The 21,754-nt window shown below is 55.4% G+C and carries 14 protein-coding genes; 3 read left to right on the top strand and 11 right to left on the bottom strand.

Translation table 11 applies throughout. The annotated features are described in order from the left end of the window. Positions 1-148: 148 nt before the first annotated feature. Positions 149-925: a pimeloyl-ACP methyl ester esterase BioH gene (gene bioH, locus C1N58_RS19100; RefSeq protein WP_394564417.1), complete on the bottom strand. Its 777-nt coding sequence runs from the start codon at positions 923-925 to the stop codon at positions 149-151. A 38-nt stretch (positions 926-963) separates the two neighbouring features. Between bioH and gntX the strand changes: the two genes are divergently transcribed. Then, positions 964-1,644, top strand: coding sequence for a DNA utilization protein GntX (gene gntX / locus C1N58_RS19095; protein WP_324020746.1), 681 nt, complete (start codon positions 964-966; stop codon positions 1,642-1,644). Between the two features lie 58 nt (positions 1,645-1,702). After that, positions 1,703-2,278: a Fe-S biogenesis protein NfuA gene (nfuA, locus tag C1N58_RS19090; protein ID WP_033741605.1), complete on the top strand. Its 576-nt coding sequence runs from the start codon at positions 1,703-1,705 to the stop codon at positions 2,276-2,278. 37 nt (positions 2,279-2,315) lie between these two features. Here nfuA and malQ read toward each other — a convergent pair whose 3' ends face one another. The 5 genes from malQ to glpE form a co-directional block, all read right to left on the bottom strand. Further along, a complete protein-coding gene (gene malQ, locus C1N58_RS19085; protein ID WP_277283404.1) occupies positions 2,316-4,388 on the bottom strand; it encodes a 4-alpha-glucanotransferase in 2,073 nt (690 codons plus the stop codon). Between the two features lie 9 nt (positions 4,389-4,397). Next, entirely contained in the window at positions 4,398-6,803 is a 2,406-nt protein-coding gene (malP, locus tag C1N58_RS19080) for a maltodextrin phosphorylase (RefSeq protein ID WP_394564416.1), read from the bottom strand. A gap of 152 nt (positions 6,804-6,955) precedes the next feature. Then, complete coding sequence (locus tag C1N58_RS19075; RefSeq protein ID WP_006121023.1) at positions 6,956-7,714, bottom strand: DeoR/GlpR family transcriptional regulator; 759 nt, start codon at positions 7,712-7,714, stop codon at positions 6,956-6,958. A gap of 39 nt (positions 7,715-7,753) precedes the next feature. Continuing rightward, positions 7,754-8,572, bottom strand: coding sequence for a rhomboid family intramembrane serine protease GlpG (gene glpG, locus C1N58_RS19070; protein ID WP_394550221.1), 819 nt, complete (start codon positions 8,570-8,572; stop codon positions 7,754-7,756). 29 nt (positions 8,573-8,601) lie between these two features. Then, positions 8,602-8,928, bottom strand: coding sequence for a thiosulfate sulfurtransferase GlpE (gene glpE / locus C1N58_RS19065; protein ID WP_006121025.1), 327 nt, complete (start codon positions 8,926-8,928; stop codon positions 8,602-8,604). Positions 8,929-9,159: 231 nt separating this feature from the next. On the opposite strand from glpE, the gene glpD reads away from it, so the two are divergent. Further along, entirely contained in the window at positions 9,160-10,665 is a 1,506-nt protein-coding gene (glpD, locus tag C1N58_RS19060; protein ID WP_394564415.1) for a glycerol-3-phosphate dehydrogenase, read from the top strand. Between the two features lie 1,104 nt (positions 10,666-11,769). On the opposite strand, the gene glgP is transcribed toward glpD, so the two are convergent. The 5 genes from glgP to glgB form a co-directional block, all read right to left on the bottom strand. Continuing rightward, positions 11,770-14,217, bottom strand: a complete 2,448-nt coding sequence (gene glgP, locus C1N58_RS19055) for a glycogen phosphorylase (protein ID WP_033738164.1) — start codon at positions 14,215-14,217, stop codon at positions 11,770-11,772. A gap of 18 nt (positions 14,218-14,235) precedes the next feature. Next, positions 14,236-15,669 (bottom strand): glycogen synthase GlgA, encoded by a 1,434-nt coding sequence (gene glgA, locus C1N58_RS19050; RefSeq protein ID WP_033738165.1) that lies wholly within the window; start codon positions 15,667-15,669, stop codon positions 14,236-14,238. 63 nt (positions 15,670-15,732) lie between these two features. Beyond that, positions 15,733-17,025 (bottom strand): glucose-1-phosphate adenylyltransferase, encoded by a 1,293-nt coding sequence (glgC, locus tag C1N58_RS19045; protein WP_033738167.1) that lies wholly within the window; start codon positions 17,023-17,025, stop codon positions 15,733-15,735. A gap of 13 nt (positions 17,026-17,038) precedes the next feature. After that, positions 17,039-19,018 carry a glycogen debranching protein GlgX gene (gene glgX, locus C1N58_RS19040; RefSeq protein ID WP_394564414.1) on the bottom strand — a complete coding sequence of 660 codons (1,980 nt, stop codon included), beginning with the start codon at positions 19,016-19,018 and terminating at the stop codon, positions 17,039-17,041. After that, complete coding sequence (gene glgB, locus C1N58_RS19035) at positions 19,015-21,198, bottom strand: 1,4-alpha-glucan branching enzyme (RefSeq protein ID WP_033738170.1); 2,184 nt, start codon at positions 21,196-21,198, stop codon at positions 19,015-19,017. Before glgB ends, glgX begins: the two co-directional genes overlap by 4 nt. Positions 21,199-21,754 lie beyond the last annotated feature (556 nt).

Below are 21,754 nucleotides of genomic sequence, written 5' to 3'. Positions count from 1 at the left end.
CCATTGTTGAGATGTAAGCAGCCGCAAATCGCTTAAGGCTATATCGAACGGCATAGTCATTTCCCTGACTAATCGCATAGAAGTGCAGCGGCCTTGCTCACTCATCAAGTATTGCCGCTACACAGAAATTTGCCAGTTACGGTCTGGGTTAACTGTCTAATCCGCTGATAAATGAAATAATATGCTGGCAGAAGGCGTCAGGATGAGAAATAAACGGCGCATGTGCGGCTTTGTCTGTCACAACAGAAGGCGATGCCGGTAACTGTTGGTCAAGCTGTTGCGCAATGCGACGTGGTACCAGACCATCCAGCGCGCCATAGATGCGCAGAAAAGGCAGCGAAAGCGTGGCAAGCCTGTCACGTAAATCGCATTCACTCAGAATCTGCAGGCCACCATTCAGCACCGCTACGTCGGGCATCGGCTGTGACAGCACAATGTCTTTCAGCTGGCGTGCATCGGCGCGGGCGCTTTCCGAGCCCATGGTTTGCAGAGCCAGAAAACGCTCAACGGTACGCTGAAAGTCCTGACTCAGCTGCTGCTGAAAGTTATGTAAGGTTAAAGGGGCAATCCCAGGCCAGTCATCGCGTGCGGTAAAGCAAGGTGACGAGGCGACGGTAATCAGGGCACGTAATCGTTCGGGGACGCTCAACGCCAGCTGCGTGGCAACCAGCCCGCCCAGAGACCAGCCCAGTACAGTGGCGCGCGAGGGCAGATGCGGCTCAAGCACCTGTGCCATCGCTTCCAGCGACATTGCCGGAAATCCCTTGCTGCGGCCATAACCGGGTAAATCCACTAAGTGCAGACGAAAATGCGTGCTGAGTCGCGGCACGATGTTTTGCCACACTTCCGCATTCAGTCCCCAACCGTGCAGCAGCACAAGATCGTTATCTCCTTCGCCGCAGGTATGCCAGTAAAGTGAGCTCATCCGTTATGCTTCCATCATTCATTAATAAGGAGGCCACTATGCTACCAATGCCCGCCCTGTGTTGGCTATGCCAGTTGCCCCTACGTCTTGCCCGGCACGGCATTTGCTGTGTCTGTCTGCGCCAGTTGCCCCGCCTGCCCCCGTTATGCCCGGTGTGCGGTCTGCCTGCCGCTTCTGGCAATCTGACCTGCGGGCGCTGCCTGCGTCACCCGCCACCCTGGCAGACGTTAGTCTGCGTCAGCGCCTGGCAGCCCCCGCTCAGCACATGGGTAAACCAGTTAAAATTCTCCGGGACGACCGCACTAAGGGTGATGCTGGCGCGTTTGCTTTTGTTAAGCTGGTTGAATGCGTACCGTAGCAAACGGACGAGCCGTCCCGATCTGCTGATGTGTGTTCCGCTGCATTCACGACGCTGCTGGTGGCGCGGCTACAATCAAACGGCCCTGCTGGCCGCACCCCTGGCTCACTGGCTGGGCTGTGCATTCAGTCCGGCGTTATACCGACGGCGCGCAGGTGCCGTTCAGCATCACTTAAGCGCCCGCCAGCGTCGTCGCAACTTGCGAGGAGCGTTTCATCTTGAAGCCGATGTCACCGGACGCCATATCGCCCTGATCGATGATGTGGTCACCACCGGCAGTACGGTCAAAGAAATCAGCCGGCTGCTCCGGGCGCAAGGCGCAGCCAGCGTGCACATCTGGTGCCTGTGCCGTACCTTGTAGAGCCCGAATGATGGGCGTATTATAACCAACTAAATTAGTCAACTATTGAGCAACTGACATGATCCGAATTACTGATTCTGCCCAAGAGCATTTTTCAAAACTGCTGTCTAAACAAGAAGATGGCACCCAGATTCGCGTATTCGTGATTAACCCGGGTACGCCAACGGCCGAATGCGGCGTGTCATACTGCCCACCCGATGCGGTTGAAGCCACGGATACTGAACTTAAGTTTGAAAAACTGTCCGCGTATGTTGATGAACTGAGCGCGCCCTATCTGGAAGACGCTGAAATTGACTTCGTCACCGATAACCTGGGCTCACAGCTGACGCTGAAGGCGCCTAACGCTAAGATGCGTAAAGTCTCAGACGATGCGCCACTGGTTGAGCGCGTGGAGTACCTGTTACAGGCGCAGATTAACCCACAGCTGGCCGGACATGGCGGACGCGTTTCGCTGATGGAAATCACCGACGACGGTTTTGCTATCCTGCAGTTTGGTGGCGGCTGTAACGGCTGTTCGATGATCGACGTTACCCTGAAGGATGGCATTGAGAAAGAGTTGCTGGCAGCCTTCCCGCAGTTGAAAGGCGTGCGCGATATTACTGAGCACCAGCGTGGCGAGCACTCGTTCTACTGATGTTCACGCGCGACAGCACCGCTGTCGCGCGTTCCCGTTATCCCGCCTTTCGCCGTTTAGTCACGGTTTTCAGCAGCTTATTGACGTCATCATCGGCAAAGATGCTTTCCAGTGGCTGCACCAGCTTGCGGCGCCAGTTGGGATATTGATCGACGGTGCCCGGCACGTTAACCGGCGTGGTCATGCCCAGCCAGTCCTCAGGCTGCAACCCAAGCAGTGCACTGTTGGTATCCGCCAGAAAACGGTGCACAGACTGATTCAGACCGGGCGTCATCGCCAGCGACGCCGCCTGTTTTGCGCTCCGTGCCGGCACCGCGCCCGCTTTATGTAGTGCATCGAGCAGTGCCTGCTTTTGCTTCAGTCGCTGCTGCTGCAGGTTGAGGACAGTTTTTTTATCGGGATAAAGCCCAAGCTCCTCGCCAAGCTGCAAATCGCCGCCACTCCAGAACCCTGTCAATGTGGGCAGATCGTGCGTGCTGGCGCTGGCGATTGACTGCCGTGGATAGGCCCGGGGCGCGCGATACTGGCCCTGCCTGCCCTGTTCAAACCACAACACTTTCCACGAAAAGACGCCACTGTCGCGCAGCAGACTGACAATCTCTTCAGGCACGGTACCTAAATCCTCACCGATCACCATACAGCCCTGTCGGTGGCTTTCCAGCGCCAGAATACCTAACAGATCGTGAACCGGATAAGCCACATATGCCCCTTTATCCGCCGTTTCACCCGCCGGTACCCACCAGAGGCGCAGAAGCGCCATTACGTGGTCGATACGTAGCGCGCCGCAGTCACGCATATTCGCACGCAGGATGTCGATAAAGGGTTGATAACCTCTGGCCTGCAGAACATGGGGATCCATCGGCGGCAGCCCCCAGTTTTGGCCCAGCGGACCAAGCCGATCGGGCGGCGCGCCGATGGACGCTTTCAGCCGGTAGAGCTCTGGATCGTGCCAGGTTTCAGCGCTGCCTTCTGCTACGCCGACGGCCAGATCGCGGTAAAGGCCGACACTCATACCCAGCGCCTGACTGCGCGCCCAGCACTGCGAAAACTGCTGCTGCGCCAGCCACTGCAACCACTGCCAGAAAGCAATCTCCTCGCCGTGCTGTTCGCACCAGTTCTGCACCTCCGCGGAGCGGCAGTCACGCCAGCTTTCGGACCAGGCAGGCCAGCCTGTCAGCGCGGAGCCTTCACGCTGCATGTCTGCCTGCAGACCGTCATAAACGGCCTGATAGCGCAAACTGTTGCCCCCTTGCTGGATAAATTCGGCAAAGCGTTGTTTCTGCTCATCTTCCGCACCCCGAGCCTGGAACTGAGTCCAGCTATGGCGCAACGCCGTCAGCTTCAGCGCCATCACTGCATCGTAATCCACCCACTCACTTTCCCGGGCCTTGCTGAGTGCTTTTTGGGTTTTCGCGCTTTTCCACCACTTTTGCGCCGCGCGGCTCTGCTGGAAATCCTCTACCTGTGCCACATCGATATAGATAATGTTTAACCAGCGACGGGACGACGGACTGTAAGGGCTGGCAAAAGCGGGGCTGGCCGGATAGAGCGCGTGCAGGGGATTCAGGCCGACAAAATCACCACCGCGCGCGGCAAGCTGCTCCAGCAAATATTCCAGATCGCCAAAATCACCAATGCCCCAGTTTTTCGCTGAACGCACGGTATAAAGCTGAACCAGCGCGCCCCAACGTTTCTCTCCGGCACGCAAGGCCGGTGGCAGATAACAGCGGCGCGGCGCGACGATCACTCTCGTCTGCCACGTACGTTTACCCTTGCTCAAGGTAAGCTGGTGATAACCCTGCCCCAGAGGAGAAGGCAGCGTAAAGGGCGCACCACCTTCGAGTGTTCCGCTAAAAGTTTTGCCTTTCTCTGTCTGCAACTGCCAGCTTATGCGACCGTCAATCTGTGGCGCCAGCACGCGTTGGCGATTACCGCTGAAGACCACAACAGGCGGCAGCGGTGATTTGCTGGCTTTCTGCGGGTTTTCCATCACGGCGAGCAAGGCACGCTTTGTCTCATCGCTGATCGCTTCCGGTTCACCGTTCGCATTGAAGTACGTCAGCGCTATTCCTGCCGCCAGTGCGGCTTTATCAAGTGAAGAGGATGTCATCGCAATTCCTTAGCGTTGCGCCTGCCAGATGCGCTGTTGGTAGTCCCGAATCGAACGATCCGAACTAAAAAACCCGGCTCGTGCCGTATTGAGAATGGCGGCGCGCGTCCAGGCTTCCTGATCGCGCCATAACGCCTCAACGCGTTTTTGCGCATCGACGTAAGCCTGATAATCCGCCAGCACCAGCCAGGGATCGCCATTTTTTGTCAGACTCTCCAACATTAGGTCGAATGCATGCTTATCGCCATTACTGAACTTCCCTTTTTTCAGAGACGTCAGTAATTCATCCAGCTCTTTGTTATGCTTGCGGATCTTTTGCGGCTTGTAACCTGCCGCTTTAAGCGCCTTAACCTCATCCACGGTATGGCCGAAAATAAAGATGTTTTCTTCGCCGACCTGTTCGGCGATTTCTACATTCGCCCCATCCAGCGTGCCAATAGTGAGTGCGCCATTTAATGCCAGCTTCATGTTGCCTGTGCCTGAGGCTTCGTAGCCCGCTGTGGAGATCTGCTCCGACAGATCGGCAGCAGGGATCAGGTATTCGGCTGCCGTAATGCGGTAATCCGGCATAAAGACGACTTTGAGTTTGTCGCCAACAAGCGGGTCGTTATTCACCACGTCTGCCACCTTGTTGATGGCATAGATAATGTTTTTTGCCAGGTAATAACCCGGTGCGGCTTTGGCACCAAAGAGAAACACGCGGGGAATCATGCTGGCATCATCGGGATTATCGCGAACGCGTTTATAGCAGTGCAGAATATGCAACAGGCCTAAATGCTGACGCTTATACTCATGCAGCCGCTTGATCTGCACATCAAAGATCGCTTCTGGATTAACAAGGATGCCGGTGCGCTGCGCAATGTAGGTAGCCAGACGCGCTTTGTTATGGCGCTTAACCGCACGGAAGCGCTCACGGAAGGCAGGATCATCCGCACAGGGCTCCAGCCCCTGTAAGGCCGTCAGATTATTGACCCATTCGCATTGAAGCGTGTCGTCAATCAGGCTCGACAGGGCGGGATTACACTGCTTAATCCAGCGGCGCGGCGTGATGCCGTTCGTGACATTGTGGAATTTTTGCGGCCAAAGCTGATGGTACTCGGGGAAAAGATCGGTCACGACCAGGCCGGAATGCAGGGCCGCCACGCCATTCACTGCAAAACCGCTCACCACGCACAGGTTTGCCATGCGCACCTGACCATCGGCCACCACTGCCAGCTTCTTCCATATCGATTTATCACCTGGCCAGCGCTGTTTAACCTGCTGTTTCAGGCGGCGATTGATCTCTTTGATAATGACCATATGACGCGGCAGCACACTGCGCATCAGCTTTTCATCCCAGCGTTCCAGCGCTTCAGGCATTAAGGTGTGATTGGTATAGGCAAACACGCGGCTGGTGATATGCCAGGCCTCATCCCAACTCAGCTGATGCGCATCCAGTAATACACGCAGCATTTCCGGTATAGCGATGGTGGGATGCGTATCGTTTAGCTGGATCACTTCATGGTCTGGCAGGGCATGGATACTGCGCCCTGCCTGATGATGACGTCGCAAAATATCCGCCACTGCGCAGGCACACTGAAAATATTGCTGCATCAGGCGCAGGCGTTTTCCCTGTGGGTGATTATCGTTGGGATAAAGCACTTTGGTCAGGCTGGCGGCATCAATCCCCTGCTGTTCAGCCTGTAAAAACTTACCATCGTTAAACAGCGTCAGGTCAAAAGGATGTTCGCTGGTGGCTTTCCACAGCCGTAACGGCAGCGTCACCCCGTTACGGTATCCCGTAATCGGCAGATCCCAGGCTTCCCCGCGAAGATAAAGGGCAGGTACCCATTCCAGGCGACCTTCATCGCGCTTGATCACTTTTCCACCCAGCCCGACACGCACATCCAGCGCTGCGTTATGGCGAAACCAGGGATAGGTGTCGCGCTCCCAGTCATCCGGTTCTTCAACCTGTTTGCCCTCTGCGAAGCGCTGGCGGAACAGACCATATTGATAATTAAGCCCATGTCCGGTTGCAGGCTGGCCTGCCGTCGCCATGGCGTCCATGTAACAGGCCGCCAGCCTTCCCAGGCCGCCGTTACCTAAGGCTGGATCGACTTCTTCTTCCAGCAGTTCGCTCAGCTCAACCTGATGTTCAGCCAGCAGGGCTTTTACCTCATCAAACCAGCCCAGATTAAGCAGGTTATTGCCCGTAAGACGTCCCAGCAGAAATTCCATCGACAGATAGTTCACATGACGTTGTGGCGAGAGGGATCGGGCGGTGGGCTGCACACTGATCACATCATTCACTGCGGCACTGAGTGCCTGCCACCACTGATGCGGCGTCATTTGCCTGGCGGAGGTGTAGCCAAGATGTTGCCATTGGCGGGTTAATGCAGCCTGAAAGCGGGATTTATTGAATTTCTGCTGTGGCATATCACTCCCTTTGTATCCATATGGGTAAGGTAAACATGGCATGCGCATGGGCCGGCAACATGGCCAGCGACCGTTTTAATTAAATACGTGAGTGCGGGAAAAAGCGACAGACTGAGGTAAAAAACGCCAGTTTACTCACTGGCGGGCAGGAATTAGCAAAGTTCGAGGTGAACGTCGTGCTGTTCAATCACCTTCATGACGCTGGCGGGCGGCATTTTATCGGTATAAAGATAATCAAGCTGGCTCATATTGCCCAGGTTGACCATGGCATTACGTCCAAATTTCGAGTGATCCACAACCAGCATGACACAGCGTGAGTTCTCGATGATGGCGCGCTTGGTGCGCACCTCGTGGTAGTCGAACTCCAGCAGTGATCCGTCCATATCAATGCCGCTAATCCCGAGGATGCCGTAATCAAGGCGAAACTGTGAAATAAAGTCCAGCGTCGCTTCGCCCATGACCGCGCCATCACGGGTACGTACTTCGCCACCCGCAATAATGACTCTGAAGTCCGGCTTGCCCATCAACAACATGGCTACGTTCAGGTTGTTCGTCACCACGCGCAGATCGCTGTGGCCCAGCAGCGCATGCGCCACCGCTTCCGGCGTGGTGCCGATATCAATAAACAGCGTTGCGCCGTCGGGAATCTGGCTGGCAACGCGCTGGGCAATGCGCGCTTTTTCGGCCGACCACATCATTTTACGGTCCTGCCAGGCGGTGTTCTCCGAGCTGGAGGGCAAAGCCGCCCCACCGTGGTGCCGTTGAATTTTATTTTGATCGGCAAGGTCGTTTAAATCACGACGAATCGTTTGTGGGCTGACTTCAAAATGGTCGACCAGCTCCTCAGTACTGACATATCCCTGACGCCGAACCAGATCAATAATGGCGTCATGACGTTGCGTCTGCTTCACATTCCTCTCCTGTTTCGGGCTTATTCTTCTTCGTTGTGACTAGCGTTTTTTCTTGCGCGTATCAACAAATGCCATCGCCAGGCCAACCAGTAGCCCACCCACGTGCGCGGCATTGGCGATGGCCAGACCAAAGGCCCCAAACCAGCCGACCACCAGCCAGACGAGGGCAAATCCGATTAACCCGCGCTCCAGACAGATACCACTGTCAGGATCGCGTTCGCCACGCAGCCAGCAATATCCCATTAATGCATAGACCACGCCGGACAGACCACCAAACCAGATGCCGCTGAACTTTGCCTGCAGCCAGCCACTGAGCAGGGCGGAGATCAGTAAAATGACAAAAAGTTTGCCGCTGCCTAACCGTTTTTCAACCGCTCCACCGAGATACCACCACCACATCAGGTTAAACAGGATATGCAGCAGCGAAAAATGCAGCAACGCATGACTAAACCAGCGCCAGACCTCAAAGTGCTGATCGGCATCGGGCCAGGCTAACCAGTACATTACGGTGCGATCGCCCAGCACCTGCATCAGAATAAAGACGGCGATACAGGCCAGCATCACGACGGTCGTCAATGGTCCGGCCCGCTCACGTATGTTTGCCCAGATGTTGCTGCGCTCATAGCGCAGGCCGCTGTCGGTTTTACCACTTTGCCAGCTCGCTGCCTGGTAGCGCGGATGATTGGGATCGCGCACGAACGCCTGAAGTTCGTTTTCGACCATTGAAAGCTGACTTTCATCATCCAGCACAATGACATAGTGACTTTCATGCTCAATACGCAATTTCACGCCACGCGTCGCCATGTAGTCAACAAAAGCCTGCGCCATGCGCGGCTGATTAAATTGGGTAATGCGCATTACTCACTCTCCGTGTTACGCCCGCTTATTTATTCAGCGCCGCTGGCAACCTGTTGAGGAAAGGCGGCGCGCCAGGCGTCAAATCCGCCATCTATACTGTAAGCCGTGGCAAATCCCTGACCATGCAGATAGTCCGCCGCGCCCTTACTGCTGTTGCCGTGATAGCACATCACCAGTACAGGCAGGCTCATGTCAGTGGTGCTGATGAAATCATTGAGGTTGCTGTTCGACAAATGCAAGGCGCCGCGGGCATGGCCGAGTGCAAAACTTTGCGCATCGCGAATATCCACCAGCACTGCGCCCTGCTCAAGATGCGCCTGCGCCTGGTGAACATCGATACATTGGTAGGTTTCCATGGTGTCTCTCATCATGTTTCATCATCAAAATGACAGCTAGTGTAACCCGATAATCCTCGGCAATAACCTGACAATAATTGTGGCTACTCACCTTTCCGCACACATAATGTTATCCATATCACGCAAAATTGTTTTTAAGCGGTTAAATACTGGCATCAATGTTGGTTTGCGATTATGATTATGCTCGAAAACGAACATAAGTGAACTATTCCGAACATCGGAGGAGACAACGTGGAAACCAAAGACCTGATCGTTATCGGCGGCGGCATCAACGGTGCTGGCATCGCAGCAGACGCTGCAGGACGCGGACTGTCGGTGTTAATGCTAGAGGCGCGGGACCTGGCTTGCGCGACCTCTTCCGCCAGTTCAAAACTGATTCATGGTGGCCTGCGCTACCTTGAACATTATGAGTTTCGTCTGGTAAGTGAAGCGCTGGCTGAGCGCGAAGTGCTGCTAAAAATGGCACCGCATATCGCGTTCCCGATGCGTTTCCGCCTGCCGCACCGTCCGCATCTGCGCCCGGCCTGGATGATTCGCACCGGTCTGTTCATGTATGACCACCTGGGCAAACGCACCAGCCTGCCGGGCAGTAAAAGCCTGACCTTTGGGCCGGATTCGGCGCTGAAGCCTGAAATTAAACGTGGTTTCGAGTATTCCGACTGCTGGGTCGATGATGCCCGTATGGTCGTCCTCAATGCGCAGGAAGTGGTTAAGCATGGCGGTGAAGTGCGCACCCGTACCCGCGTTACCCGCGCGTGGCGTGAAAATGGCCTGTGGATGGTCGAAGCAGAAGACATTGACAGCGGCAAAACCTTGACCTGGCAGGCCAAAGGTCTGGTCAACGCAGCCGGCCCCTGGGTCAAGCAGTTCTTTGACGACGGACTGGCGCTGAAGTCGCCTTACGGTATCCGCCTGATCAAAGGCAGCCATATCGTGGTGCCACGCGTTCACAACGAAAAGCAGGCTTATATCCTGCAAAACGAAGATAACCGCATTGTGTTTGTCATTCCGTGGATGGACGAGTTTTCCATCATCGGCACAACCGACGTGGAATACAAAGGCGATCCGAAAAATGTCGCTATCGACGATAACGAAATCGACTACATCCTGAAAGTGTACAACGGCCACTTTAAAAAGCAGTTAACGCCTGACGATATCGTCTGGACCTATTCCGGCGTGCGCCCGCTTTGTGATGATGAATCGGATTCGCCGCAGGCCATCACCCGTGACTACACGCTGGACGTTCATGATGAAAACGGTAAAACGCCATTACTGTCGGTCTTTGGCGGTAAATTAACGACCTATCGCAAGCTGGCTGAGCATGCGATGGAGAAACTGGCGAAGTATTATCCTAAGGCTGGCCCGGCCTGGACGAAGAACTGCGTATTGCCCGGCGGTAATATCTCTGGCACCAGTGATGACTACGCTGCCAGCCTGCGCCGCCGTTATCCGTTTATTACTGAAAACATGGCGCGCCACTATTCCCGCACTTACGGCAGCAACACGGAACTGCTGCTCAACGATGCAACGTCGCTGGAAGATCTGGGTGAGAACTTTGGCCACGAGTTTTATGAGGCCGAACTGCGTTACCTTGTTCAGCATGAATGGGTGCGTGAAGTCGACGACGCTATCTGGCGCCGCACCAAGCAAGGTATGTGGCTCAACGAAGCCCAGCAGGCCCGTATCGCTGAGTGGCTGGCGGCAAAGGCCAAGCCGACGCTGTCGCTGGCCTCGTAACAGCGCGTCAGCGCTGAGCACGCGGTACAACAGGTTACGGCCTGTTGTGCCGTTTTTTTTGCCGGCGCGGCTGCGCGGTGGTGGGAAAGCGGCTGATAAAATGCTGAGAGGGTTTGAGTCGCTGACTGCTCATGAAGCGCTGAGAGGGTTTCGCTCGCCAGACGGCCGGGAGTTTCAGCTTGCCCGGTGCGGGCGACCGACAAGGGGCCGCCAGCCGCCGCGGCCCCTTGACCCCGGGCTCCCGTCCTGCCCACCCGCCGCTTCGCGGTGCCTTCGCTCCTTCAGGATTTCTGCGGACCGCCAGGACGCGCCATCCGTGGCGCGGCCCGGCTCTCGCCGACGTCCTGTCGGCTCATCCGGAAATCCCTCATCCGCTCAGCGGGTGGGAAGGCCGCCCCAAACCCCCGCTTCACTATCTCTGTGTTAAAGCCACTTCCGGTGTCGCTGTAGGTGACCGGAAAGTCCTACAGTCTGCTGGTTTTGAATCAATACCTGTTTATAAAAACTTTTTTGAATCCCACTGCACACATTCACTACAGACAACACCCGCTTTTAAAAGAAACCAGGACTGACAGGCGGGGATTTTTCTGCCGGCATCCGGCGCGCTGAGGAGGGAACGGAGGCCAGGACGGAGCGGCAGGATGCCGCGCAGAGGACGGCTGCGCCAGGGACGGCGCATCCGGACGGTCCGTCAGGCCGGAGTGAGAGACGAAGGAACAGCGACGGCTGCCGGCCGCCGGGATTGTTAAGGGGGCTGGCGCGAGCCCCTTAACCCGGCCGCCTGCACGGACAGGCTGAAACTCCCTGTCGCCTGGCGGGCGGAAAATTCCCGGTGCAGGACCGTAATCTCCCCCGCCCGGCGCGCAAAATATTCCCGGCGTACGACTGTAATCTCCCCCCGCCCGGCGGGCAAAATATTCCCGGCGCACGACCGTAATCTCCCCCGCCCCACGGGCAAAATATTCCCGACACACAACCGTAATCTCCCCCGCCCCGCGGGCAAAATATTCCCGGCGCACAACCGTAAACCCTCACCCCACGAACAACGCCCCCAATAAAAAAGGGGCTGTCACCAGCCCCCTCAATATCAACTTTACCGCCAGACTACAGCCTCACCGGCGAAATATTCCAGATCTCATCCGCATACTCCTGAATCGTGCGGTCAGACGAGAAATAGCCCATGCCGGCGATATTCATGGCGGCGCGGCGCTGCCATTCGTCTGGCTGACGATACAGTTCATCGACCTTATCCTGCGTATCCACATAACTGCGGTAATCCGCCAGCAACTGATAGTGATCGCCAAAGTTCACCAGCAAATCGAACAGGTTACGGTAGCGGCCCGGATCCTGCGGGCTAAAGACGCCCGAGGCGAGCTGGGTGAGCACCTGGTGCAGTTCGGCATCTTCTTCATAGTACTTACGCGGGTTGTAGCCTGCCTGACGCAAGGCTTCAACCTGCGGAGTGGTGTTACCAAAAATAAAGAAGTTTTCTTTGCCCACATGCTCAAGCATTTCGACGTTGGCACCGTCCAGCGTGCCAATGGTCAGCGCACCGTTGAGGGCAAATTTCATGTTACTGGTGCCCGAGGCTTCGGTACCTGCCGTCGAGATTTGCTCAGAGAGATCGGCCGCCGGAATAATAATCTGCGCCAGACTCACGCTGTAGTTAGGGATAAAGACGACCTTCAGCTTATTTTTAACCTGAGGATCATTGTTAATCACCTTCGCCACATCGTTAATCAAATGGATAATGTGCTTGGCAACGTAGTACGCCGAAGCCGCTTTACCCGCAAAAATATTCACGCGCGGCACCCACTCGGCATCGGGATCGGCCTTGATGCGGTTGTAACGGGTAATCACGTGCAGGACGTTAAGTAACTGGCGCTTATACTCATGAATACGCTTGATCTGAACGTCGAACAACGCGTTAGGATCGATCACCACATCGAGGTTTTTCGCTACCCAGACGGCGAGCCGTTTTTTGTTTTCCAGCTTGGCATCCGCCACTTTCTCAATAAAGGCCGGGTAATCGATACAGGCTTTCAGCTCGCTGAGCTGGCTTAAATCTGTCCGCCAGTTACGACCAATCTGCTCATCCAGTAATTCAGACAGAGGTGGGTTTGCCAGCGCCAGCCAGCGGCGCGGCGTAACGCCATTGGTTTTGTTGCAGAAACGGCCGGGGAACAGGCGGGAGAAATCGGCAAACAGGGACTGAACCATCAGGTTCGAGTGCAGCTCTGAAACGCCATTGACCTTGTGACTGACGACCACGGCCAGCCAGGCCATGCGCACCCGGCGCCCGTCGTTCTCATCAATGATAGAAATGCGCGACAGCAGATCCCAGTCGTCAGGATAATATTCCTGAATCGTTTTAAGGAAAAAGTCGTTGATTTCAAAAATGATGCTGAGGTGGCGCGGCAGGATCTTGCCAATCATATCTACCGGCCAGGTTTCCAGCGCTTCGCTCATCAAGGTGTGGTTGGTATACGAAAACACCTGGCAGCACACATCGAACGCATCATCCCAGGTAAATTTATGCTCATCAATCAACAACCGCATCAGCTCGGGAATCGCCAGCACCGGATGGGTGTCATTGAGGTGAATGGCAATTTTGTCCGCCAGGTTGCCCCAGGTCCGGTGCATCGTCCAGTGACGATTCAGAATGTCCTGCACGGTAGCCGACACGAGGAAATATTCCTGGCGCAAACGCAGTTCCCGACCGGAATAGGTTGAGTCGTCGGGGTAAAGCACGCGGGACACGTTTTCTGAGTGGTTCTTGTCTTCCACAGCCGCAAAATAGTCACCCTGATTGAATTTACCCAAGTTGATTTCGTTACTGGCCTGCGCGCCCCACAAACGTAACGTGTTAGTAGAATCCGTATCGTAGCCGGGGATGATTTGATCGTAGGCCATAGCCAGAATCTCTTCGGTTTCCAGCCAGCGAACCTTGGCCCCTTCGTGCTGAACACGGCCACCGAAGCGAACTTTATAACGGGTGTTGAAACGCTGGAACTCCCACGGGTTGCCGTATTCAAGCCAGTAATCCGGTGACTCTTTCTGCTCGCCATCCACAATATTCTGTTTGAACATGCCGTAATCGTAGCGAATGCCGTAGCCGCGGCCCGGCATACCGAGCGTTGCCAGCGAGTCCAGGAAGCAGGCCGCGAGGCGACCCAGGCCACCGTTACCCAGACCGGGATCGTTCTCTTCTTCCATCAACTCGGCCAGATCGAGGCCCATTTCGTCGAGCGCCAGATTGAGATCGTCATAGATCCCCATCGCCAGCAGAGCATTGCCCAACGTGCGCCCCATAAGAAATTCCATCGACAGGTAATAAACCTGCCGCACATCCTGAGAAAGTTGCGCGCGGTTAGAGCGCAGCCAGCGCTCAACCATACGATCGCGCACGGCCAGCAGTGCGGCGTTCAGCCATTCGTGTTTATTCGCAATGGAAGGGTCTTTACCAATGGTGAACATCAGTTTGTATGCAATTGAGTGCTTTAAAGCATCAACCGTCAACGTAGGTGAAGCGTAAGTGAATGGTGTATTCATTTTCAGTTTCCCAATCCGTTACAACAAACGTTGATAAAGATCGCGGTAGGCTTGAGCGGCGACCTGCCAGCTAAAATCCATCCCCATCGCCTGACGCTGCACATAACGCCACAGTGAAGGGCGAGACCACAACACAAACGCGCGACGAATGGCCCTTAATAAAGACCAGGCATTACTGTCTTCAAAACTGAATCCACTGGCAATACCATCCGCCAGGTTTTCCAGCGAACTGTCGTTTACCGTATCGGCCAGGCCGCCCGTGCGACGCACTAATGGCAGGGTGCCATATTTCAGTCCGTAGAGCTGTGTCAGACCACAAGGCTCGAAGCGGCTTGGCACCATGATGACATCCGCGCCGCCAACAATGCGATGCGAAAACGCTTCGTGGTAGCCAATCTGTACGCCAACACTGCCGGGATGTTCCGCCGCAGCGGCCAGAAAACCCTGTTGCAGTTCGGCATCACCCTGCCCTAACAGCACCAGTTGTCCGCCCTGAGCCAGCAAACCGGGCAGCGCTTCCAGTACCAGATCCAGCCCTTTCTGTCGGGTCAGGCGGCTGATCACGGCAAAGACGGGGGCTTTGTCGTCCACCTTCAGTCCCATCGCCACCTGCAGCTGACGCTTGTTTTCCGCTTTGGCTTCCAGCGTATCGCGGTTATAGCGTGAGCTCAGCAGCAGATCATGGGAGGGATCCCAGATTGCCGGATCGACACCATTTAACACACCGCTTAAACGCCCTTCGCGCATCCGTTGGGCCAGCAGGGTTTCCATGCCGTAACCGTATTCGGGCGTGGTGATTTCATGCGCATAGGTTGGGCTTACGGCCGTCACATGATCTGCGTAAAACAGGCCCGCTTTTAGATACGAGATCTGTCCAAAAAACTCCAGGCCGTACATATTAAAAAAGGATTGTGGCAGTTGAATCTGATCCAGATGATGCGCGGAAAACAGTCCCTGATAGGCCAGGTTATGCACGGTGAAAACGGATTTTGCAGGCCGTCCACGCGCTTCAAGATAGGCACAGGTCAGCCCTGCATGCCAGTCGTGTGCGTGAACGATATCGGGCCGCCAGTAGCTGTCCAGACCGCAGCCTAACTCACAGCCCATCCACCCCAGTAAAGCAAAGCGTAAATAGTTGTCGACGTAGGCAAACTGCGATTCATCATGATAAGGACTACCCGGACGATCATAGAGATCAGGGGCATCAATAAGGTAAATGCCTACCCCATCAAACTGCCCAAACAGTAAGCGAACGGGCCCGGCAAACGTCTGCAACTCCGCCACCAACTGCGTATCCGGTATTCCTTTACGTAATGCAGGAAACGCGGGAAGTAACACTCGCGTATCTGTTCCACCCGCAATTTGTGCCTGAGGTAATGCCCCGACTACATCAGCCAGCCCGCCCGTTTTCAACAGCGGGAAAAGTTCTGAACAGACATGTAAAACCTGCATCCTCGACCTCATTAAGTTACCAGGCACGATCCTCGTGCCGATGGGTTGTGTGCCGCTTGTCGTTTATTGTCCCGCACTACTGAGTTTGGCCAGCATGGCGCGGGTCACCAGTACAATGCCTTCTTCTGAACGGAAAAAGCGGCGGCTGTCTTCATCAGGGTTTTCACCAATCACCATCCCTTCTGGCAACACACAGGCGCGGTCAATGACGCAGCGGCGCAGACGACAGGATCGGCCAACCACCACATCAGGCAGCAGTACCGTTGAATCAATGTTGCAAAATGAGTTCACCCGCACGCGGGAAAACATAACCGAATTCACGACCACCGAGCCCGAAATAATGCAGCCGCCAGAGACCAGGGAATTCATTGTCATACCATGGCTACCGGAACGGTCCTGGACAAACTTCGCCGGGGGTAAGGGTTCCATATGGGTACGAATCGGCCAGCTGCTGTCGTACATATCCAGTTCCGGTGTGACCGAGGCCAAATCGAGGTTCGCACGCCAGTAAGCCTCCAGCGTACCGACATCCCGCCAGTAAGGCGGAGCCTCGTGATCGTTTTGCACACAAGAGATCGCAAATGAATGGGCGTAGCCCTCACCACTTTCTACGACCTTCGGCAAAATATCTTTGCCGAAATCGTGGCTTGAACCGGCCTGATGCAGATCGTCCTCCAGCAAACCATAGAGATACTCGGCGTCGAAAACGTAAATCCCCATGCTGGCGAGCGATTTTGTGTCATCGCCCGGCATGGTTGGCGGCTTCGGCGGCTTCTCCACGAAATCGATTACTTTATTGTTTTCGTCAACCGCCATCACACCAAACGCGGTCGCCTCTGCGACGGGCACCGGCAGACACGCGATCGTGCAGCGGGCATCGTTCAGCACGTGATCCAGCAGCATTCTGGAGTAATCCATTTTGTAGATGTGATCGCCTGCCAGGATAACCACATACTGCGCGTTGTAACGCCGGATAACGTCGAGGTTCTGGGTCACCGCATCCGCTGTGCCGCGATACCAGTGCTCGGTGGAAAACCGCTGCTGAGCCGGAAGCAGATCAACAAATTCATTCATCTCTTCGTTGAAGATAGACCAACCACGCTGAATATGTTGAGTTAACGTATGAGATTGATACTGCGTAATGACGCCGATACGGCGAATGCCGGAGTTAACACAGTTGGAGAGCGCAAAATCGATAATGCGGAATTTGCCGCCAAAATGAACGGCGGGCTTGGCGCGTTTGGCGGTCAGATCCACCAGGCGCGTCCCGCGTCCTCCAGCGAGTACAAGGGCGATGGTTTGTGTAGGGAGCTGGCGCGCCAGCATAAGATGTTCTGCTCTTTCTAATTTAACCATGTCTGACTCCTTATCATTGCTTTTGGAACACACACACAGCGTGTGCGGGACCATGCCAGACAGTTAATCGGATGGGGTTACATTCCCCGGTAAAAGGAGGAAGGACGTGCCATTCTCCGTCTGGTAAGGCGATATCACATTGCGTATCTGTCGCATTTATTGTTATTAACCAGCAACCAGAGAGCAGAATTTGCAACCTGCGCATGCCCTGCTTCCAGCCGCCTTCATCCACAGGTTTACCCTGGTCATCCAGCCACTCGACATTGCCATCCTCGTTCTGCCACCAGCTATCCGCAGTGAGTGCCCGAATGCGCTTACGCAGGTGAATCAGCGATGCGGTAAAGTCGACAAGGCCTTTTTCTTCATCGTCCCACTTGAGCCAGGTCAGTGGGTTGTCCTGGCAGTAGGCGTTATTGTTGCCGTGCTGGGTTTGACCACGCTCGTCCCCGGCCAGCAGCATCGGTGTGCCCTGAGCAAGCAACAACGTCGTCAGCAGCGCTTCCGTGCTGCGCCTGCGGCGCTGGGCCACATCCGCACTAACCACCAATCCTTCTGTACCATGGTTATGGCTGTAATTGTTACCGTGTCCGTCACGGTTTTGTTCGCCGTTGGCTTCATTATGTTTTTGACTGAAGCTCACCAGATCGCGCAGCGTGAAACCATCATGCGCGGTGATCATATTCAGGCTAGCATGGGGCTTGCGGCCATTGTGCTGAAAAAGATCGCTTGAGGCGGCAAACCGGCGGACAAAATCCCCCATCGTCACATCCCCATGCAGCCACGTCCGGCGGGCCGTATCACGAAACTGATCGTTCCATTCAGCAAACTGTGCGGGGAAATTCCCTACCTGATAACCATTGGGGCCAATATCCCAGGGCTCGGCAATCAGTTTGACCGTTGACAGGATCGGGCAGGCGCGTATGGCCTCGAACAGCGCGGCGTCGCGATGGTAGTCAGGCTCACGCCCCAGAACCGGTGCCAGATCAAAGCGAAAGCCATCCACGTGGCAGACGCGCACCCAGTAGCGCAACGCCTCCAGTATCCAGTTCATGACCTGAGGATGGCTCAGTTTGAGTGTGTTACCGCAACCAGTCCAGTTGTGATAACCGCCCCGGTCGTCGAGCCAGTAATAGCTGGCATTGTCGATGCCGCGAAAGGATATTGTCGGCCCGGTCTCATCCAGTTCTGCCGTATGGTTAAACACCACGTCCAGGATCACTTCGATGCCCGCAGCATGCAGGCGCTTCACCGTCTGCTGAAACTCCTGCAGCGGAGACAGCCCATCCTGGCCGGAAGCATAACGGGGATCGACCGCCCAGAGGGCAAAAGGGTTATAGCCCCAGTAGTTGGTTAAGCCCAGACGCAACAGGCGCGGCTCGCTGGCAAAGTGGGCCACAGGCAGTAACTCGATAGCCGTAATGCCCAGTTGGAGCAGGTAATCGATCATCACAGGATGCGCCAGTGCGGCATAAGTGCCACGCAGTGCCTCAGGAATACCGGGATGCAGCTGGGTCAAACCGCGAACATGGGCTTCATAAATCACGCTGCTGCCCCATGGCGTGCGCGGTGCCTGATCTCCCTGCCAGTCGAAATCCTCCATCACCACGACAGATTTGGGTGCCAGCGCCGCGTTATCGCGTGTGTCGGGCTCCCTGTAGCCACAGTGGAAACGCGGATCGTCGGGGATGTCGCCCAGCACTGCTTTGGCACAGGGATCGACCAGCAGCCTGGCGGGATTGAAAACATGCCCCGCCTGCGGTGCCCAGGGGCCATAAACCCGGTAACCATAGCGCTGTCCGGGCTGGACGCCCGGAAGATAACCGTGCCAGATATCGCCGCTACGCGCAGGGAGTTCAACGCGCTGCTCAAGCCCGTTCTCGTCGAACAGGCAGAGTTCAACGCGCTCAGCATGATGGGAAAACAGCGTAAAGTTTACGCCCTTCCCGTCATAGCTGGCACCCAGCGGGTGGGGATGTCCGGCACGCACAATCATTCTCCCTCCCGCACCAACCATACCGTCGCCAGCGGCGGTAAGTTCAGGCTCAGTGACTGGGGACGACCGTGGCTTTCCTGCTGATCGGTATGGACACGATGATTACGTACGTCGCTGCCGTGATAGTCATGCTGATCGGTATTGATGACTTCGCGCCAGCTGCCCGCCTGATTGACGCCAAAGCGATAGCCCGGCCGCGGTACAGGCGTAAAGTTGCTGACGACAATGATTTCATTGCCTTCACGATCGCGACGCACAAAGGCAAAAACTGAATGTTCGGCGTCATCCACCACCAGCCACTCGAATCCGGCCGGATCGAAATCAAGCTGATGAAGCGGGGTGTAATATTGGTAGGTATGGTTCAAATCGCGCACCAGACGCTGCACACCGTGGTGCCAGTTGTCTTCCCCTTCCAGCAAATGCCAGTCCAGGCTGACATCATGGTTCCACTCTTTGCCCTGTGCGAATTCGTTGCCCATAAACAGCAGTTTTTTACCCGGGAACGCCCACATCCAGCCGTAGTAGGCGCGGAGGTTGGCAAATTTTTGCCAGGCGTCGCCGGGCATGCGATCCAGGATAGAGCGTTTACCGTGCACTACCTCGTCGTGGGACAACGGCAGGACAAAGTTTTCGCTGTAGTTGTACATGATGCCGAAGCTCATCAGGTTGTGATGGTAACGGCGATGAACGGGATCGAGCTTCATGTAGTCGAGCGTGTCATGCATCCAGCCCAGATTCCATTTGTACCAGAATCCCAGGCCGCCGCTTTCAGGAGGACGTGAAACGCCGGGATAATCGGTAGACTCTTCGGCCATCGTCACCGTACCGGGCGCAACATGCCCCAGCGTGCGGTTGGTGTAGCGCAGGAAGTTAATCGCTTCGAGATTTTCCCGACCGCCATATTGATTGGGGATCCATTCGCCCTCGGCGCGGCTGTAATCGCGATAGATCATTGAAGCAACGGCATCCACGCGCAGACCATCAATACCAAAACGTTCCAGCCAGTAAAGCGCGTTGCCTGACAGATAGTTACTGACTTCGCGGCGACCAAAGTTGTAAATCAGTGTGTTCCAGTCCTGATGGTAGCCTTCACGCGGATCGCTGTGTTCGTACAGTTCTGTGCCATCGTATTTCGCCAGGCCAAAGTCATCGCTGGGGAAATGGCCTGGCACCCAGTCCAGCAGAACGTTGAGTCCCGCTGCATGGGCCGTCTCGATAAAGTGACGGAAATCATCCCGGGTGCCAAAACGGCGCGTGGGCGCATACATGCCCAGCGGCTGATAGCCCCAACTGCCGTCAAAAGGATGCTCATTGATGGGCAGCAATTCGATATGGGTAAACCCCATCTCTTTCACGTAAGGCACCAGCTGCTCAGCCAGCTCTTTGTAGCTGAGCCAGAAGTTGTTGTCGGTATGGCGGCGCCACGATCCCAGGTGAACTTCGTAAATAGAAACAGGCTTGTCGAAGCCATTGGCCGCTTTACGGGCCTCTGACATCTCGACTTTTTCTGGCAGGCCACAAATCATCGAGGCCGTTTGTGGCCGCATTTGCGCCTCAAAGGCATAGGGATCGGCTTTGATTCGCAACTGACCCTGCGCATCGATGATTTCAAATTTATAGAGCTGCCCGTTAATGGCCCCAGGAACAAACAGCTCCCAGACCCCCATTTCCTGGCGCAAACGCATCGGATGGCGACGGCCATCCCAAAAGTTGAAATCACCGACAACGGAGACACGACGCGCATTAGGAGCCCAGACGCAGAAACGCGTGCCGATGACGCCATCAATCACATCACCGTGCGCGCCCAGGGTTTCATAAGGCCGAAGGTGAGTCCCTTCCGCCAGCAGCCACAAATCCATCTCCTGCAACAGAGGACCAAAGCGGTAAGCATCATCGATGAGGTTTTGCTGACCATGCCAGTTCACAGCCAGTTGATAGCGAAAGGGATTCTTACGACGAGGAATAACGCCGCTGAAAAACCCGCGCGCGTCATCGCATTTCAGTTGAGCAAGCTTACGTCCTGTGGAGGTTTCGATAACCCAGACTTCAAGGGCCTCGGGGAGCAACGCCCGCACTTCAAGACCGTTTTCCGTTTTATGCATCCCCAGCAGCGAAAAGGGGTCGGAATAGTTACCCGCAAAAAGGGCATTGATCGCCTGGCGATCGGGTAGCTCTGACATGACTTTCTTCCTGTGATAGTTGGCAGGCTAAAAGACCACGATGCACGCGCTATCGCATATCTCTTGCGCTGCTCTTCATTGAGCCATGAGTACAGCGGCGTGGGCGCCAGCAAAAAACGCTTGTCACCACGCGCCTCCTTAAATCACAACCAGTAAGCATTAAGCCTGTCTGCTTGATGCCAATCCCGCAGTATCACCAGACGACTATCCGGCACTCCGAGACATTAGATAATTTTGACTTTTCCCTACCGTCCGGTTCCTGATGCAATCCTGCGCCATTCGGACGATTTTCCTGTATACCGTCGACTTCAACCGCGGAGCCGGTATGTGAGCGCCCTTGCACAATGATGAAAAACAGTAAAATATATTAATACATAACGAATTTATGTCTCATAATCTTCACTCAAATGCAGTATCTTTTTTTGGCGCGATCATCATGCCTGCGTGCCGTATGGACGAAAGGCGGTCAACGGCCTGCCGGACTCGCCACCTGTCTTACGCGCCGTGAGCCGTGAGCCACGGCGACATTTCCCTGGCCGCTTTAACATGACATAAA

The sequence above is a fragment of the Pantoea sp. SGAir0180 genome, from assembly GCF_043546245.1.
This window is presented reverse-complemented; position numbering and strand designations above follow the sequence as displayed.

Bases quoted from the DNA above. Each gene is read 5' to 3' on its own strand.
- bioH (WP_394564417.1), bottom strand. From the start codon at position 925: ATGAGCTCACTTTACTGGCATACCTGCGGCGAAGGAGATAACGATCTT.
- gntX (WP_324020746.1), top strand. From the start codon at position 964: ATGCTACCAATGCCCGCCCTGTGTTGGCTATGCCAGTTGCCCCTACGT.
- nfuA (WP_033741605.1), top strand. From the start codon at position 1,703: ATGATCCGAATTACTGATTCTGCCCAAGAGCATTTTTCAAAACTGCTG.
- malQ (WP_277283404.1), bottom strand. From the start codon at position 4,388: ATGACATCCTCTTCACTTGATAAAGCCGCACTGGCGGCAGGAATAGCG.
- malP (WP_394564416.1), bottom strand. From the start codon at position 6,803: ATGCCACAGCAGAAATTCAATAAATCCCGCTTTCAGGCTGCATTAACC.
- glpG (WP_394550221.1), bottom strand. From the start codon at position 8,572: ATGCGCATTACCCAATTTAATCAGCCGCGCATGGCGCAGGCTTTTGTT.
- glpE (WP_006121025.1), bottom strand. From the start codon at position 8,928: ATGGAAACCTACCAATGTATCGATGTTCACCAGGCGCAGGCGCATCTT.
- glgP (WP_033738164.1), bottom strand. From the start codon at position 14,217: ATGAATACACCATTCACTTACGCTTCACCTACGTTGACGGTTGATGCT.
- glgA (WP_033738165.1), bottom strand. From the start codon at position 15,669: ATGCAGGTTTTACATGTCTGTTCAGAACTTTTCCCGCTGTTGAAAACG.
- glgC (WP_033738167.1), bottom strand. From the start codon at position 17,025: ATGGTTAAATTAGAAAGAGCAGAACATCTTATGCTGGCGCGCCAGCTC.
- glgX (WP_394564414.1), bottom strand. From the start codon at position 19,018: ATGATTGTGCGTGCCGGACATCCCCACCCGCTGGGTGCCAGCTATGAC.
- glgB (WP_033738170.1), bottom strand. From the start codon at position 21,198: ATGTCAGAGCTACCCGATCGCCAGGCGATCAATGCCCTTTTTGCGGGT.